17 protein-coding genes and 2 pseudogenes are annotated in these 13,476 nt (G+C 54.9%); 18 read left to right on the top strand and 1 reads right to left on the bottom strand.

Features of this window, described 5'->3' with window-relative positions:
- From B5F88_RS16350 to B5F88_RS16285, 14 genes and pseudogenes are all read left to right on the top strand, one after another.
- A pseudogene (locus B5F88_RS16350) lies at positions 1-194 on the top strand (hypothetical protein); the annotation flags it as partial.
- Complete coding sequence (locus tag B5F88_RS16345; protein ID WP_087348203.1) at positions 191-442, top strand: hypothetical protein; 252 nt, start codon at positions 191-193, stop codon at positions 440-442. The pseudogene B5F88_RS16350 and the gene B5F88_RS16345, both read left to right, overlap by 4 nt.
- 7 nt (positions 443-449) lie before the next feature.
- Complete coding sequence (locus tag B5F88_RS16340) at positions 450-974, top strand: gamma-glutamylcyclotransferase family protein (protein ID WP_087348201.1); 525 nt, start codon at positions 450-452, stop codon at positions 972-974.
- Between the two features lie 15 nt (positions 975-989).
- Positions 990-1,394 (top strand): hypothetical protein, encoded by a 405-nt coding sequence (locus tag B5F88_RS16335; RefSeq protein WP_087348198.1) that lies wholly within the window; start codon positions 990-992, stop codon positions 1,392-1,394.
- A 38-nt stretch (positions 1,395-1,432) separates the two neighbouring features.
- A pseudogene (locus tag B5F88_RS16330) lies at positions 1,433-1,738 on the top strand (DUF3846 domain-containing protein); the annotation flags it as partial.
- 430 nt (positions 1,739-2,168) lie between these two features.
- Positions 2,169-3,320 (top strand): methionine adenosyltransferase, encoded by a 1,152-nt coding sequence (gene metK, locus B5F88_RS16325; protein ID WP_087348195.1) that lies wholly within the window; start codon positions 2,169-2,171, stop codon positions 3,318-3,320.
- Entirely contained in the window at positions 3,317-4,060 is a 744-nt protein-coding gene (locus tag B5F88_RS16320; RefSeq protein WP_087348193.1) for a phosphoadenosine phosphosulfate reductase, read from the top strand. The genes metK and B5F88_RS16320 overlap by 4 nt, the downstream gene beginning before the upstream one ends.
- Positions 4,061-4,185: 125 nt before the next feature.
- On the top strand, positions 4,186-4,704 hold the full coding sequence (locus B5F88_RS16315; RefSeq protein WP_242959845.1) for a hypothetical protein: 519 nt from the start codon (positions 4,186-4,188) through the stop codon (positions 4,702-4,704).
- Positions 4,701-5,480, top strand: coding sequence for a DUF4406 domain-containing protein (locus B5F88_RS16310; protein ID WP_087348189.1), 780 nt, complete (start codon positions 4,701-4,703; stop codon positions 5,478-5,480). Before B5F88_RS16315 ends, B5F88_RS16310 begins: the two co-directional genes overlap by 4 nt.
- Positions 5,477-6,070, top strand: coding sequence for a hypothetical protein (locus tag B5F88_RS16305; protein ID WP_087348187.1), 594 nt, complete (start codon positions 5,477-5,479; stop codon positions 6,068-6,070). Before B5F88_RS16310 ends, B5F88_RS16305 begins: the two co-directional genes overlap by 4 nt.
- On the top strand, positions 6,060-6,803 hold the full coding sequence (locus B5F88_RS16300) for a DNA methyltransferase (RefSeq protein WP_087348186.1): 744 nt from the start codon (positions 6,060-6,062) through the stop codon (positions 6,801-6,803). The genes B5F88_RS16305 and B5F88_RS16300 overlap by 11 nt, the downstream gene beginning before the upstream one ends.
- Positions 6,804-7,229: 426 nt before the next feature.
- A complete protein-coding gene (gene mobC, locus B5F88_RS16295; protein ID WP_087348184.1) occupies positions 7,230-7,547 on the top strand; it encodes a plasmid mobilization relaxosome protein MobC in 318 nt (105 codons plus the stop codon).
- On the top strand, positions 7,547-8,953 hold the full coding sequence (locus B5F88_RS16290; protein WP_087348182.1) for a relaxase/mobilization nuclease domain-containing protein: 1,407 nt from the start codon (positions 7,547-7,549) through the stop codon (positions 8,951-8,953). Before mobC ends, B5F88_RS16290 begins: the two co-directional genes overlap by 1 nt.
- Positions 8,934-9,581: a DUF3801 domain-containing protein gene (locus B5F88_RS16285; RefSeq protein ID WP_087348180.1), complete on the top strand. Its 648-nt coding sequence runs from the start codon at positions 8,934-8,936 to the stop codon at positions 9,579-9,581. The genes B5F88_RS16290 and B5F88_RS16285 overlap by 20 nt, the downstream gene beginning before the upstream one ends.
- Positions 9,582-9,621: 40 nt before the next feature.
- On the opposite strand, the gene B5F88_RS16280 is transcribed toward B5F88_RS16285, so the two are convergent.
- Positions 9,622-9,933 carry a helix-turn-helix transcriptional regulator gene (locus B5F88_RS16280; protein ID WP_087348205.1) on the bottom strand — a complete coding sequence of 104 codons (312 nt, stop codon included), beginning with the start codon at positions 9,931-9,933 and terminating at the stop codon, positions 9,622-9,624.
- A 136-nt stretch (positions 9,934-10,069) separates the two neighbouring features.
- Here B5F88_RS16280 and B5F88_RS16275 point away from each other — a divergent pair, with 136 nt between their 5' ends.
- The 4 genes from B5F88_RS16275 to B5F88_RS16260 form a co-directional block, all read left to right on the top strand.
- Positions 10,070-10,558, top strand: coding sequence for an SLOG family protein (locus B5F88_RS16275; protein WP_087348178.1), 489 nt, complete (start codon positions 10,070-10,072; stop codon positions 10,556-10,558).
- A gap of 168 nt (positions 10,559-10,726) precedes the next feature.
- Positions 10,727-12,364 carry a type IV secretory system conjugative DNA transfer family protein gene (locus B5F88_RS16270; protein WP_242959844.1) on the top strand — a complete coding sequence of 546 codons (1,638 nt, stop codon included), beginning with the start codon at positions 10,727-10,729 and terminating at the stop codon, positions 12,362-12,364.
- On the top strand, positions 12,361-12,687 hold the full coding sequence (locus tag B5F88_RS16265) for a formate hydrogenlyase (protein ID WP_087348174.1): 327 nt from the start codon (positions 12,361-12,363) through the stop codon (positions 12,685-12,687). Before B5F88_RS16270 ends, B5F88_RS16265 begins: the two co-directional genes overlap by 4 nt.
- A 101-nt stretch (positions 12,688-12,788) precedes the next feature.
- Positions 12,789-13,476, top strand: a 688-nt coding sequence (locus B5F88_RS16260; RefSeq protein ID WP_087348173.1) for a hypothetical protein, incomplete at its 3' end; no start/stop codon positions are given.

The following is a 13,476-nucleotide window of genomic DNA, read 5'->3' as shown; positions in this document are numbered from 1 at the left end:
AGACGCAAAGCGATAATGAGCTGTTCACCTTTCGGGTATGGCTGGTACGCCTTGGGTTGAATGGACCCGAGTTCAAGCACACGCGGGATCATCTTCTGGCCAACTTGGATGGGGATCGGGCATGGCGCTATGACAAGGACAGTTACGATGTCAATAAGAAAAAGAAAAACCGAAGCAGTGAGGTGGCACGATGAAAATACGCATTGAAGATACCGTGTACGAGGGTACCGGGACAGAAATCATGGACCAGCTTCGGAAAGCTGCCTTTGACCCCACGGAGTTTCCGGACACAGAGAGCTATATCTGGCAGCTTCGCAGCAATTTCATCCGCATGACGGATCAGGACTGTCCCCTGCCGGATCGTGGTGTAGAGGCGCAGGCGAAGACCATGATCATGGCGCTGGCGAAGATCGGCGCGCTGGAGGTGTTGGACCATAGCTGAAGATAAATTGTATTTCGCCTACGGCAGCAACATCAACCTGGATCAGATGGCCTACCGCTGCCCCGCGGCCCAGGTGGTGGGGCCGGTCGTGCTGGAGGGATATGAACTGCTGTTTCGCGGCAACGCAAGCGGAAATGGCGTTGCCACCATCAAGCCCAAGGAAGGGCAGCAGGTACATGGCCTGCTTTGGCGGATCACACCGGGCTGTGAGCGTTCTCTCGATCTCTATGAGGGATATCCCCACCTATACGAAAAAGAGTCTGTCGCTGTGCGGGATCATGCGGGGCGGCGGCTGACCGTCATGGCCTACGTGATGACGGATGGGGATCGGTGGCGCTCTCCCGCCCTGCCCTCGGAATATTATTACCAGGGCATTCGGGCTGGCTACCGCCAGAACGGACTGCCGTTATCCAAATTAAAACAGGCATGGCAGCATTGTGCGGAAGAAGTCCACCAGATGACGGAACTTGTCAATCACACACTCATGAACCGGCCCAGAACGTCCAATCGGAAAATTGGACGGGATCGATGAAGATGGAGGTAGAAAATGCCAAGTGAGAGAATTCCTTTGACGGGCGAGATTCGCATCAGCACCGAACACGTGTATACCATGGTGGATGCATTGGAGGCGATCAAAGAAATCGGTTCTGCTTACGGCCTCTATAGCCGCGCGGAAGAGCTCCGCGGCCAGCGCGTCCACCTGGACGAGCACGACGGACATCCCGCCTTGGTAGTACAGGAGGATCTCAGCCTGCATGGAAGTCCCTGCTGGAAAACCATTTATACCGTGACCGACGATCCTGTGCAGGTCCAAAGGTACATGGCCTTTCGGGAGGTATTGAGCAGTATCCAACAGATAGATAGAGCGCGGGAGAAGTCCGAAAATCTGCAAATAAATATCCCCCGTCCTGGTCGCCCCATAAAAGGTGGCCGAACCTCGCATGAGCGTTGACTCTTGCCATTCAGAGATCCATTAGGAGGACAAGCATTATGAGAATATTAGTTGTAGAACCGCAAAAACCCTGCCGTGTGCAGGAGATTGAGAATCTCACGGATATGCAGCAGCTTGTAGGAGGAGATATTGAAGCTGTGTATCCGTTCCAAGAGCCAGTGGCCGTGGTGTGCAATGCTGACGGAAAGGCCCTTGGCCTGCCGATGAATCGCCCGTTGTTAGATGAGGCCCAGCTGCCCTATGACATCATCTGCGGAACCTTCTTCCTTGCCGGACTCGGTAAGGAGGACTTTATTTCTCTGACGGAAGAACAAATCCGGCGGTATAAGGGGCTGTATGATAATACCATGGTTATGACTATGGAAAAAGAACTCCGTTCTCATAAGCCCGGATATGGAGCGGTGAATGCGGAGAAGCCTATGACCAATTACACCCTGACCAGCGTTGGAGCGGTATCCGCCTCCGCAGAACTGGCCCACATCCGTGCTAATCAGGAGCCGGATCAGAGCAGTTATAACGCCGCATGGCTCCACGGCTACGCTGACGCCCTGACGAATGTGGCAGACGCACTGGAACCGCAACAAAAACTTATGGACGCCATCCTCTGCTATGTGGGTGAGCAGTATGACAGCTCAGAATTATACAATATTCTCCATGATACCCTGGCAATGTCTGACCAGGATATCGTGTCTCTGGGATTTGACCTGCCCCAGTGCCATAAGCACAACGAGGAAATCTCTACAAAAAGGCCAAAAGAAAGGAAATCAACATCATATGAGAGATAAATACATTTTGACTGCGGAATCTGTTACCGAGGGTCACCCTGACAAGCTCTGCGATACCATCGCGGATTCTGTTCTGGATGCCTGTCTGAAGGGTGACTCCTCCGCCCATGTGGCCTGCGAAGTACTGGCCACAGCTGGCAAAGTTCTGGTGGCCGGAGAGATCTCGGCAAAGATCATGCCGGATATCCCCTCCATTGTCTGCCGGACCATCCGGGAAGCTGGGTACACTGGGCTGGACTATGAGATCGAGGTCATCACCCACGATCAGAGCGACGATATTGCTCACGCTGTGCGGGAAGGAGTCCAGACCGGGGCTGGCGACCAGGGGATCATGTATGGCTTTGCCTGTGATGAGACAGAATCCTATCTTCCTCTGCCGGTCATCCTGGCCCACCGGCTCACCCGGCTGCTGACCAACGCCAGAAAAACCGGGATGATCCAGGGCCTGCGTCCGGACGGCAAGGCGCAGGTGTCTGTGGAGTATAGCTTCGATATCCCCATGCGTCTTGCATCGGTGGTTCTGTCCTGCCAGCATGACCAGGAGAAAGACCTGGACCATCTGCGGGAGGAACTCATGGACCATGTGATCCAGCCCGCGCTGCGGGAGCTGCCGCCTGATGGGGAAACGGAGATCCTGATCAATCCATCGGGGCGGTTTGTCTATGGCGGATTTGAAGCGGATACCGGCCTCACAGGCCGCAAGCTGATGGTGGATACCTATGGCGGACTGGCACCGCATGGCGGCGGCGCGCTGTCCGGGAAAGACGCCACCAAGGTGGATCGCAGCGGAGCCTACATGGCCCGCTATATTGCAAAAAACATTGTATCTGCCGGTCTGGCGGATCGCTGTACCGTCACCCTGGCCTATGCCATCGGAAAGGCAGCGCCTGTGGCGGTCAACGTGGATACCGAAGGAACCGGCGAATGTCGGGATGATGTGCTGGAACAGGCCGTCCAGGCGGTCTTTGACCTGACCCCCGCCGGGATGTGTCACACCCTCGGGTTGGACAAGCCCATCTTCGCTCAGTTCTGCAACTATGGCCACTTCACTCATCCGGACGCCCCCTGGGAGCAGACGGACAAAGCGGAGGTACTGTGCAACGCCTGTCCCATCAAGGAAGCAGGTGTGTCGGGCCGTTGAAACATGTCGCCTCTTGTTCCTTTGGCAAGGACAGTCTTGCCACCATATTACTGGCTCTGGAACATGGGGAGCCTCTGGATGAGGCAGTATACTGTGAGGTCATGTTCGACAAGGAGATCTCCGGCGAGGTGCCGGAACACCGAGATTTTATCTACACCACCGCCATTCCGGCTTTAGAACTTAAGGGTGTGAAGGTGACCGTCCTGCGCAGTGAGAAAACGTATGTGGATCTCTTCACAGGCAAAATCACCCGCGGTCCCAAGAAGGGCCTTCTGCGTTCTTTTCCCATCTGCGGGCGGTGTGCCGTTCAGAGGGACTGCAAGCTGAAACCGATCCTGCGATACCAAAAATCGCTGCCGCCCGACACAGTTCAGTATATCGGGATCGCCAAGGACGAGCAGGAACGGCTGCTTCGATTGGCCGGAAACCGGGTCTCCTTACTGGACAAGTACAACTGTACAGAGGAAGATGCAAAGCAGCTCTGCCAGCGGGCAGGGCTGCTTTCGCCTGTCTACACATTTACAACCCGCGGGGGCTGCTGGTTCTGCCCTAACGCCAAACGAAAAGAACTGCGCCATCTCTATGATTACCACCCGAACCTGTGGGAACGGATGTTGGAGCTGCAGGCCTTACCCAACAAGGTGAGCGAGAAATTCAATCGCAGCGAGACCTTCTCCGACATTGACGCGGAGTTCCGTCTGGAAGATGCGCAGGAGAGTCTGTTCCAAAATGCTGCATAAAAAAGGAGATGAGAACAACGAGCAATCAGAAATATGAAATCACGGAGATCTCGCACGAAAAGTATCCCTTCCTTCATCGTATCCGGGCACTCCGAGATGTGAGTGCGGAGGTCAGAGCCGGTGATTTGGGTGGCTTTGTGGAGAGCGAGAGCAACCTTTCCTTCGAACCGGACGATACCGCATGGATCTTTGACGATGCCATTGCCTGCAATGACGCCTATGTTGACAAGGGGGCTGTTCTGCGCGGAGAGGTGGTCGTCTGCGACAACGCTTATATCTCTATGGGTGCTGTCCTTTCCGGCCATGCACGGGTAGAGGACAATGCCTATGTGCGCGGCGCTGTGCTCAACGCCTCTGCCAGGGCCTCCGGGTTTTCCATGATCCTCAATGACAAAGATACCATGGGCGTTCCCATTCTGTCCGGCCACTGCGCGGTCTATGGCAAAGTATCCGGGGATGTGCGTCTGACAGGCAGCGCATTGGTGATCAGCGGTGAGGAGATCCGCAACGATACACTGGATACTCTGGTGATCAGCGGGAAAAACCGTTCTGTGATCCGGGATTCGTCCCGAGACGAACTGGCTTCTCAACAGCCAGCCCCTTCTCCCCCCAAGAAACAGAAAGGTTGTGAGATGAGCAGATGAGCAACTTTTTTGAGCAGGAGCTCCGCAAACTGTTTGCGGACGGGTCTGTGATCCATGATCCGGTCTTTGTAGGCCGTGCCTGCCTGGGTGGTTTGGACAGAAACCGTCAGGTGAGGGCTGAATTTGTTACACTGGGCCATGCGGATCATTATGCGGCTCTTCGCCTGACGCTGCTGGACAGCAATCAGGGTGTGGTGGACAAGCTGACTCTTCGGTTCAAGGATGTATGGGGAAAACAGAAGATCCCCAACAACCCCTACCTGCGGGATGGCGTTGATCCGCATATTTGGGTAGATGGTGACCGGATCGATTGGTATGCCTACCATCCCTCCCAGGAGGACTACCGGCAGCTCCGGCAAATGGCCAGCGATTATGTGGAGACCTTCCGTATTCAAGTCCCGGCAAAAAACCACGGCCCAAAATTGGTGTACATCTGCGCCCCCCTCCGAGGCGAGGTGGAGAAAAACATTGAGTTCGCTAGACAGAAAGCCCAGGAAGTCTTTCAGGCGGGCGACATCCCAGTCTGCCCCCATCTCATGTTCCCGCCCATCGCAGATCCGGGCGACCCGGCGCAGGACCAGGCCGCACGGGAGATGGGCCTTCGGCTGGTAGAAAAGTGTCAGCAGGTCAATGTCTATGGACCGGTCACGGAAGGGATGTGGGCGGAGATCCATTGTGCCAATAAACTGGACATCCCCGTTGTGACAGATTCCAAACCCAAGGGGCGCACTTCGCCCAGAAGAAAGAAAAGCGCCAAGCGCGAGGAGGTTAAATGATCCAAGAAAAGACCACGGAGGACCTGCGGCACTTGACCGATGAGGAGGGGCTGATCCTCCAGGGCTGCGGCGGCGACCTTCAGGAATGGGTGGACGGCATCAATGATCTGCTCACCCAGGAAGGAATCCTGCTGAATGGCACCAAATTTGAACATGCGGCCACATTCCAGCACGACGGTCTCACAAACCTGCTGTTCTCTTTTGAGGGGGTTCAGCTGAATGTGGGAAAGCTTGCGATGTGGCGGATTCAGACACACAGCCAGTTCGGAGGCACTTGGCTGTCCGACTATGTCCCCAACCGTCTGGGTGGTTTCCTGGAGCAGCCGAACCAGCAGGAGCGAGCGAAACCGTACTGTTCGCTGATTGAACAAGACGGTAACATCTTCAACCTGATGGGGGCAGCGTCCAGAACGCTCCGGGAGCATGGCATGGGCGACCAGGCCAAAGAGATGTGCGACCGCATCACCGGAGGGAATTGCCACAGTTACCATGAGGCGCTGCGTATCATCAGCGAATATGTAGAAACAGAAATGTCCATCCCACAAAACCCATCCAAAGAAAAAAAGGAGAAGCATGCCTATGAGCGATAACATTACTGAGCCCCGGCCCAGCTGGGAGATCATCCATGGCGACGCGCTGAAGGTCCTGTGCGAGTTTGCCCCCAATACCTTCGACGCGGTCATCACCGATCCCCCCTATGCCTCCGGGGGCCGGACCCAGGCGGAGAAAAACAAGTCCACCGACAAGAAGTATTCCAGCATGGGAGAAAGCGCGCCCCCTCCCTTTGACGGTGACTCCAAGGATCAGCGATCCTGGACTCGCTGGGCCGCCGAATGGCTCTATGACGCCCGCAAGGTCTGTAAACCCGGTGCCCCTGTGTGCATGTTCATCGACTGGCGGCAGCTCCCCGCGGCCACCGACGCCCTCCAGTGGGCGGGGTGGATCTGGCGCGGCACAGCTGTCTGGGACAAAGGCAACAGCCGTCCCCAGAAGGGCCGCTTCCGCCAGCAGGCCGAGTACATTGTCTGGGGGTCCAATGGGGATATGCCCATCAGCAGACCCGTCCCCTGTCTGCCCGGCGTATTCAAGTACGGCAATCCCCAGAACCGCATCCATCTGACGGAGAAGCCATTGCAGCTCATGCGGGATGTGGTGAAGATCACCGAGCCAGGCGGGCGCATCCTGGACCCCTTTGCCGGTTCCGGCAGCACGGTGCTGGCCGCTGTGCTGGAGGGTTACTCCGCCACTGGCATCGAGGTCACCGACGCCTACGCCGCCCTGTCCAAGGAACGGATCGCGCGGGAACTGGCTCAGGGCGCGTGACGGCGTACTGTCTGCCGATTGTCCTTGATATGTTTTCTGGCAGTATTGTAGTTTGGGCAGGGTGTCACATTAGACACCCTGCCCGGATTTTTTAACCTTCAGGGTGCTAACATAGACACCCTTGTATGGAGATGATCATGTCTGAGGAATATTGAGCATTCCAGCCCACAATAAGCGTCGCCGCTCTGGTCCAGAGCGGTGATTTTTCTTTTTCGAGGAGTTGGCAGGCTCTGCCTGCCCGGATCATAATCCACCTACCGCATGATAAAAGGCCCCGCTTCGGCGGGGCCGCACCAACGCCGCCAGGGGCGGCGTTGGGCAAGCATAGCGCAAATGTACATTTTGCGCGCTTGCAGGGGGAACCCCTGACCCCAATGCCGCCTGCAGGCGGAAGGTTTGCGGCAGAGCCGCAGAAAGGAGGCACGCTTGGGACTCCCAAAAGAAAAACACCATCTGCACATCGAGCTGACGGCGGAGCAGTATCAGCAGCTCTGCCAGCAGGCCAAACTCTGCGGGCTGTGTAAACGGGCTTATATCGTCCGGCTCATTGACGGGACTCCGATCCGGGCCAGACCTTCCCAGGAAATCAAAGACCTCCGCACAGAGATCCATCACATCGGCAATAACATCAACCAGATCGCCCGCAGCGTCAATGCCGGTATCGCCACGGCAGAGGATGCCAGGCGTGGACTGTTCCTGCTGGATAAAGTCTATGAGTTGATGTACCAGGTGGCCAATCCGTAATGGCCATCACCAAGATCCTGGCTCGAAAAGGTCGGTTGGATATCGGGATCGACTATATCCTGAACGGCGATAAGACAGAGCAGAAGATCCTCACAGCCCATCAGGGCTGTGAACCAGGCCGGGAGTGCCGTCAGATGCTGGAGACCAAACGGGACACTGAAAACATGGGGGGCGTCCAGTATTACCATATTGTCCAGTCCTTCAAGCCCGGTGAAATCTCTCCCGAGCTGGCTCTGGAAATTGCCAAGACTTTCGCTGCGGAACATCTGAACGGCTACGAGGCGGTAATTGCCACCCATGTGGATCGTGGGCATATCCACTCACACATTGTGTTCAACTCCGTGAACGCGGACACCGGCGAGAAATATCATAGCAATGTCAGAAGCTATTACTGCCAGATCCGGGCCATCTCAGACCGGCTGTGCCGGGAGCACGGCCTCTCCGTGATCCTCTCTGGAAAGGCCTCCAAATCCATGAGCTATGTGGAGTGGCTGCGTCAATCCAAGGGTCAACCCACCTTCCGCTCCATGCTGGAGGCGGATCTCCGGGAGTCCATTGAGGACGCCAATGACCTGGGACACTTCTTCCTGCTCATGGAGCACAAGGGCTACGAGATCCACCATGGAAACCGCCTGGGGTTCCGCCTGCGGGGCCAGGAGCGGTTTCAGTATCCAGGCAGAAAAAATGCCGCCTTCACAGAGGACGGTATCCGTGCCGCCATCCTGGGCAATTTGGAGGAAATCGAGACGGGTCAACGGGCCGCTTTTGCTGACAGACCGATTTTTCGTCCCTACCGCAGACATCCCAAATACACGGGCTTTTTGGCCCTGTATGTTCACTACCTCTATCTGCTGGGAAAAATCGAACAGCGACAGTATCCCCCCAGGATGACGCCGCACCTGCGGCAGGAAGTCATGAAGTTTGAGCAGTACCGGACACAGTTTGCTTTCCTGCGAGAGAACAACATTTCGACCACTGGCGAAATGACCGCCTATCAAAGCCGCACAGAGGAAACGCTGGCCAATCTGATAAAGCAGCGCACCATCCTCAATGTGCGCAAAAAGAAGCGGCAGGCGCTGTACGACGCCCTGGCGGATGTGGAGGCCCTGGCTCCGACCAAGGCACTCTATGAGAACGGGCTGTCCGGCATGGAAGATGAGTTTGCCCGCTACATGCAAGCCGTGCGCCTATTGGAACAGTGCGGCATCCCTCCAGAGCATCTGACACAAGAAAAAACGGAGGTGTATAACCAACTTGCCGATCTGAACCGGCAGATCCGCGCAGAACGCAAAAAGCTGGCCCTGTGCCGGGAGATCCAGACGGCAAGCCAGCAAATGGAAGAAGATATCCGCAAAACCGAAACAAGAGGAAAAGAGGTGGAACACGATGAACATCGGAGGCGGTGAGGCTGCCGACCAAATGGTTCGTATGATGTTGACCGGCACAGAAGTGACAGTTCGTCTGGGCGCGTCCGCCCTTAAAAATCTACTGGCCATTACGCTGGCTTTGGCAAAGCATCACAAGACCCTGTCCGGGAAGGTCAACATGGGAAAAATGCTCCGGGAGACACGGGATATCCGAATGTTCCCCATGTCGCCGGAACAGTATCAGGCATTCAAGCAGAGGGCAGTCAAACAGAAGATCCTGTTTTCTGTCATCCGGGATTCGGATGGTCGCGGCAAGGTGGTAGATGTGGCCATGCCTGTCACAGAGCTGGAGCGCGCCAATCTCATTTTTGAGCGCATCCGATACCTTCCGCAGGATCGCCAGAGTACACCAGCCAAGGAGCAATCCCCCATGCGGGATTCAGTGATCCGGGAGGAAAAAACGCCAAAAAAAGACTCTCGGTCGGAGTTCGACTTGGCCGGTATCAGCGGCAGCTCCAGTATCTCCAAGAGCGAAATCAGTACGGAGACGACCCATGAGCGCCCCTCTGTGCTGGCACAGCTGAAGGGGTACCGGGAGCAGCTGGACCGGCAGCACAAAGCGGCTCCGGCCAAAGGTCGGCAGACAAAAAGAAGTCGGACAAAATAACACAGAGACACTATTGGCATCTCTGTGCTATAAACGGCTATCAACGCTCTTTTAATCTTTGTATCAAGCCCAGCAAGGTCAACACATCTCTGTCTGGTAATGTGCGCAACTCATCAATGGCCTTTTGCATAAGAGCGGGATTTTCCGTGCTTTCATCGAAAAAAGCACTTGGCGTCACTTCAAGATATTCGCACATATAAAGAAACTCCGGCATAGAGGGCAGCGCTCGTCCATTCGAGATATTTTGAATGTAATTGCGGCTGTGTCCCATATCCAAACTCATCTGATACTCAGATACGCCCTTTTTCATGCGAAGCTCGGTCATCCTTTTGCGGATAAAATTCTCGTCCATAATATTCACCTCGCTACGCAACTTATTGTAGCCCGTCCATAGTTCCGCCATTCACATTCATAAAGTGAATAAACCTTTTAATATACCTTTTTAAGTGGTATAATTAGGGCATTATTACAACAAGGAGTGTGCAAAGATGACTGAGCAGGAGTTGCGGAAGCACCGCTGCTGCTTTACAGGACACAGACCGGAAAAGCTGCAGATCTCAGAAGAACAACTATGCGCATTGTTGGGACAGGAAATTAACCAAGCAATAAAAGATGGGTTTACTACATTTATTTCAGGTATGGCCAAGGGGGTAGATATTTGCGCGGCAGAGCTGGTTCTTAAACACAGAGTATCAGATGACCGCCTAAAACTGATTTGCGCACTTCCATATGAAAATTTCGGGCTTCATTGGAGTGCGTCGTGGACTGATCGTTATGTGGAGGTGATACGGCACGCAGATATGGTGCGCTGCATTAGTAGGGAGTTCTCCTATTCCGCATACCAGCGCCGCAATGAATGGATGGTGAATCACTCCGGGCGGGTGATTGCGGTCTATACGGGTGAGAGCGGCGGAACCAGAAATACCATCGCTTATGCCAAACAACAGCACATTCCGTGTGTTATCATCACACCATAAATAGGGGGACTCAGCAGACGAATCCATCTGCTGAGTCCCCTGTGTTTTGTCTGGAGGTGAGTTTTCCTGAAGCAAAGCTCCAGGGCCGGGGACATTGTCCTGGCCCTGTTTTTCTATGTTCCGGTGGTCTGGGGCGCATTGCTCATTGCCCAATCCTTGGGGTGTGGATTGCCGGAACTTCTTACCAACCTGACAGCAGCGCTCCAGCACCCGCTGGATATCCATTGGACAGACAAAAGCCTGCTGTCCATCCTGATCTGCACCGGCCTCTATATCATGGGCCTATGCATCTACGCCTCAGAGCAGCGGCGCACTCGGGATGGCGAGGAGCACGGCTCCGCCGCCTGGGGCTCTCCCCGGCAGGTCAACGCCATGTTTCGCCAAAAAGAGAACAAGATTCTGACCCGCCATGTCCGCCTGGGCCTGGACACTCACAAGCACCGCCGCTCCCTCAACGTCCTGGTTATTGGCGGCAGCGGCGCGGCCAAGACACGCAGCTATGTCAAACCAAACATTCTGGAGGCCAACACCAATTATGTGATCACAGATCCCAAAATGGAAGTGCTTACAGCTACCGGAGGGTGGCTAAAAAGTAAGGGATATGACATCCGGGTACTGAATCTGGTCAATCTGGAACAATCGGATGGTTATAACCCATTCCACTATCTCAGAGATGAAAAAGACGCACTGAAGTTGGTGAATAATCTGATCCAGGCAACTACGCCAAAGGGCAGCCATGAATCTGATCCGTTCTGGACCAAGGCAGAAACGGCACTCCTTCAAGCCATCATCCTCATGCTCTTTCAGGAAGCACCAGAATATGAGCAGAACTTTTCCATGGTGATGCGGGTACTGGAGTATGCAGAAGTTCGAGAGGAAGATGACGAATACATCTCCCCCTTGGACCTGCTGTTCCAGGCCATAGAGCGGGAGAATCCGGAAAGCGTGGCCCTGCGGCAATATAAAGTATTCAAGCAAAGTGCCGGAAAGACAGCAAAAAGCATCCTGGTCTCAGCCGCTGTCCGTTTGGCTCCTTTCAATCTGCCTCAGATCCGGGCCATTACAGATCACGACGATATGGATCTCTATACCTTGGGGGAAAAGAAATGCGCTCTCTACGCGGTAATCCCGGACAACGACAACACCTTCAATTTCTTGGTATCCCTGCTCTATTCCCAGGCGTTTCAGACGCTTTATTACAGCGCGGACCAGATCCATCATGGGGCGCTGCCCCAGCACGTCCACTTTGTATTGGATGAGTTCGCGGCCATGCCTTTGCCTGGCTTTACCCGAGAACTGGCTACCATGCGCTCACGCAATATCTCTGCCAGCACCATCATCCAGAACATGGCTCAGATCAAGGAATTGTATAAGGATTCCTGGGAAACTATCCCTGGTAACTCAGACAGCATCCTCTACTTGGGCGGCAATGAGCAGAGCACCCACAAGTACATCTCTGAGTCGCTGGGTAAAGCCACTATCGACACAAAAACCCATGGACAGACCAAGGGCAAGTCAGGCTCCTACTCCACCAATTTCCAGATGAGTGGACGGGAACTGCTTACCCCCGATGAGGTCCGTGCGCTGGATAATCGCTATTGCATCTTGTTCATCCGAGGCGCAAAACCCATCATGGATCTGAAGTATGAACTGACCGAGCACCCCGCAATCCGTCACACTGTGGATGGAGGCGGAGCGCCGTATATTCACCATGGACATCACACCACACCGGCCATTCCAGGCACACCGTTTTTCCAGGTTATTTCTGCCGATGAAACCAACAAAGAAAAGGAGATTGCAGAATGAAACACAATCTGACCACCCGTAAGTATGAGCGCCGCGCACGGAAACTGTACGCCCTGTTTTCCTGCCTCGTTCTGGCGCTGACCGTTATGGTTGTCCCGGCTTTTGCCGCGGACGATCCGCTGACGGTCGTCAACAACCTTTCCGAGTTCATCTTCTCCCTGATCCGGGCCATCGGCCTGATCCTGCTGGGCTTCGGCGTCCTCCAGCTGGGCCTGTCCCTCAAGAGCCACGACCCCTCTCAGCGGGCCAATGGTATGCTTACCATCGCTGGTGGCATCGTAATCACCTTTACCAAGGAGATCCTCACCCTCATTACCGGCTGATGAGACAGAAACATATGAACACCCACGGCCCATTTTGCGGGCCGTGGGTGAGAAAGGAGTGGCTGCAACATGAAGTACAGCCTGTACGGGAGGTGATGTAATTGGGCAGTGGAAACTGGATCGTAGACAATCTGAATTCCGCCCTGCAGACCTGGAACGACAAACTTGCGGAGATCTGGACTTTGATCAGCACCACCCCGGAGGAATTCAAAGGCGGCGGGATCTGGAACGTGATCGTCAGCATCAACGGCGCGCTCCAAGCCATCGGCTATGCTCTACTGGTGCTCTTTTTCGTGATGGGCGTAGTCAAGACCTGCGGCAGCTTTACTGAGATCAAGCGCCCAGAGGTGGCCTTCAAGTGCTTTATCCGCTTTGTATTGGCCCAGGCGGCAGTGACCTATGGCATGGAACTAATGAACGCCCTGTTCCGAATAGCCCAGGGTGCAGTATCTACCATCATGGACGCATCCGGCATGACTGCCATGTCGCCCACCACACTCCCGGAGGAACTCATTACCGCCATTGAAAATGTGGGTATATGGGATTCCATCCCCCTCTGGGCGGTCACCCTGCTGGGGTCTCTGTTTATCTGGGTTCTCTCCCTCATTATGATCCTGACCGTTTACTCCCGCTTTTTCAAGCTCTATATGGCAACCGCTATCGCACCCATCCCTCTGTCTAGTTTTGCGGGACAGCCCTCCAGCAGCATCGGCGTCGCTTTCCTCAAAAGCTATGCCGCCATCTGCCTGGAGGGCTGTATCATTGTGCTGGCCTGCGTCATTTTTTCGC

The organism is Flavonifractor sp. An306, assembly GCF_002159455.1.
Lineage (GTDB): Bacteria > Bacillota > Clostridia > Oscillospirales > Oscillospiraceae > Flavonifractor.
Note: the sequence above shows the minus strand (reverse complement) of the source record. Positions and strands in the feature narration are given on the sequence as shown.

Excerpts from the sequence above, each read along its gene's own strand:
- B5F88_RS16345 (WP_087348203.1), top strand. The coding sequence starts at position 191 with ATGAAAATACGCATTGAAGATACCGTGTACGAGGGTACCGGGACAGAA.
- B5F88_RS16335 (WP_087348198.1), top strand. The coding sequence starts at position 990 with ATGCCAAGTGAGAGAATTCCTTTGACGGGCGAGATTCGCATCAGCACC.
- metK (WP_087348195.1), top strand. The coding sequence starts at position 2,169 with ATGAGAGATAAATACATTTTGACTGCGGAATCTGTTACCGAGGGTCAC.
- B5F88_RS16310 (WP_087348189.1), top strand. The coding sequence starts at position 4,701 with ATGAGCAACTTTTTTGAGCAGGAGCTCCGCAAACTGTTTGCGGACGGG.
- B5F88_RS16305 (WP_087348187.1), top strand. The coding sequence starts at position 5,477 with ATGATCCAAGAAAAGACCACGGAGGACCTGCGGCACTTGACCGATGAG.
- B5F88_RS16300 (WP_087348186.1), top strand. The coding sequence starts at position 6,060 with ATGAGCGATAACATTACTGAGCCCCGGCCCAGCTGGGAGATCATCCAT.
- B5F88_RS16290 (WP_087348182.1), top strand. The coding sequence starts at position 7,547 with ATGGCCATCACCAAGATCCTGGCTCGAAAAGGTCGGTTGGATATCGGG.
- B5F88_RS16285 (WP_087348180.1), top strand. The coding sequence starts at position 8,934 with ATGAACATCGGAGGCGGTGAGGCTGCCGACCAAATGGTTCGTATGATG.
- B5F88_RS16280 (WP_087348205.1), bottom strand. The coding sequence starts at position 9,933 with ATGGACGAGAATTTTATCCGCAAAAGGATGACCGAGCTTCGCATGAAA.
- B5F88_RS16275 (WP_087348178.1), top strand. The coding sequence starts at position 10,070 with ATGACTGAGCAGGAGTTGCGGAAGCACCGCTGCTGCTTTACAGGACAC.
- B5F88_RS16265 (WP_087348174.1), top strand. The coding sequence starts at position 12,361 with ATGAAACACAATCTGACCACCCGTAAGTATGAGCGCCGCGCACGGAAA.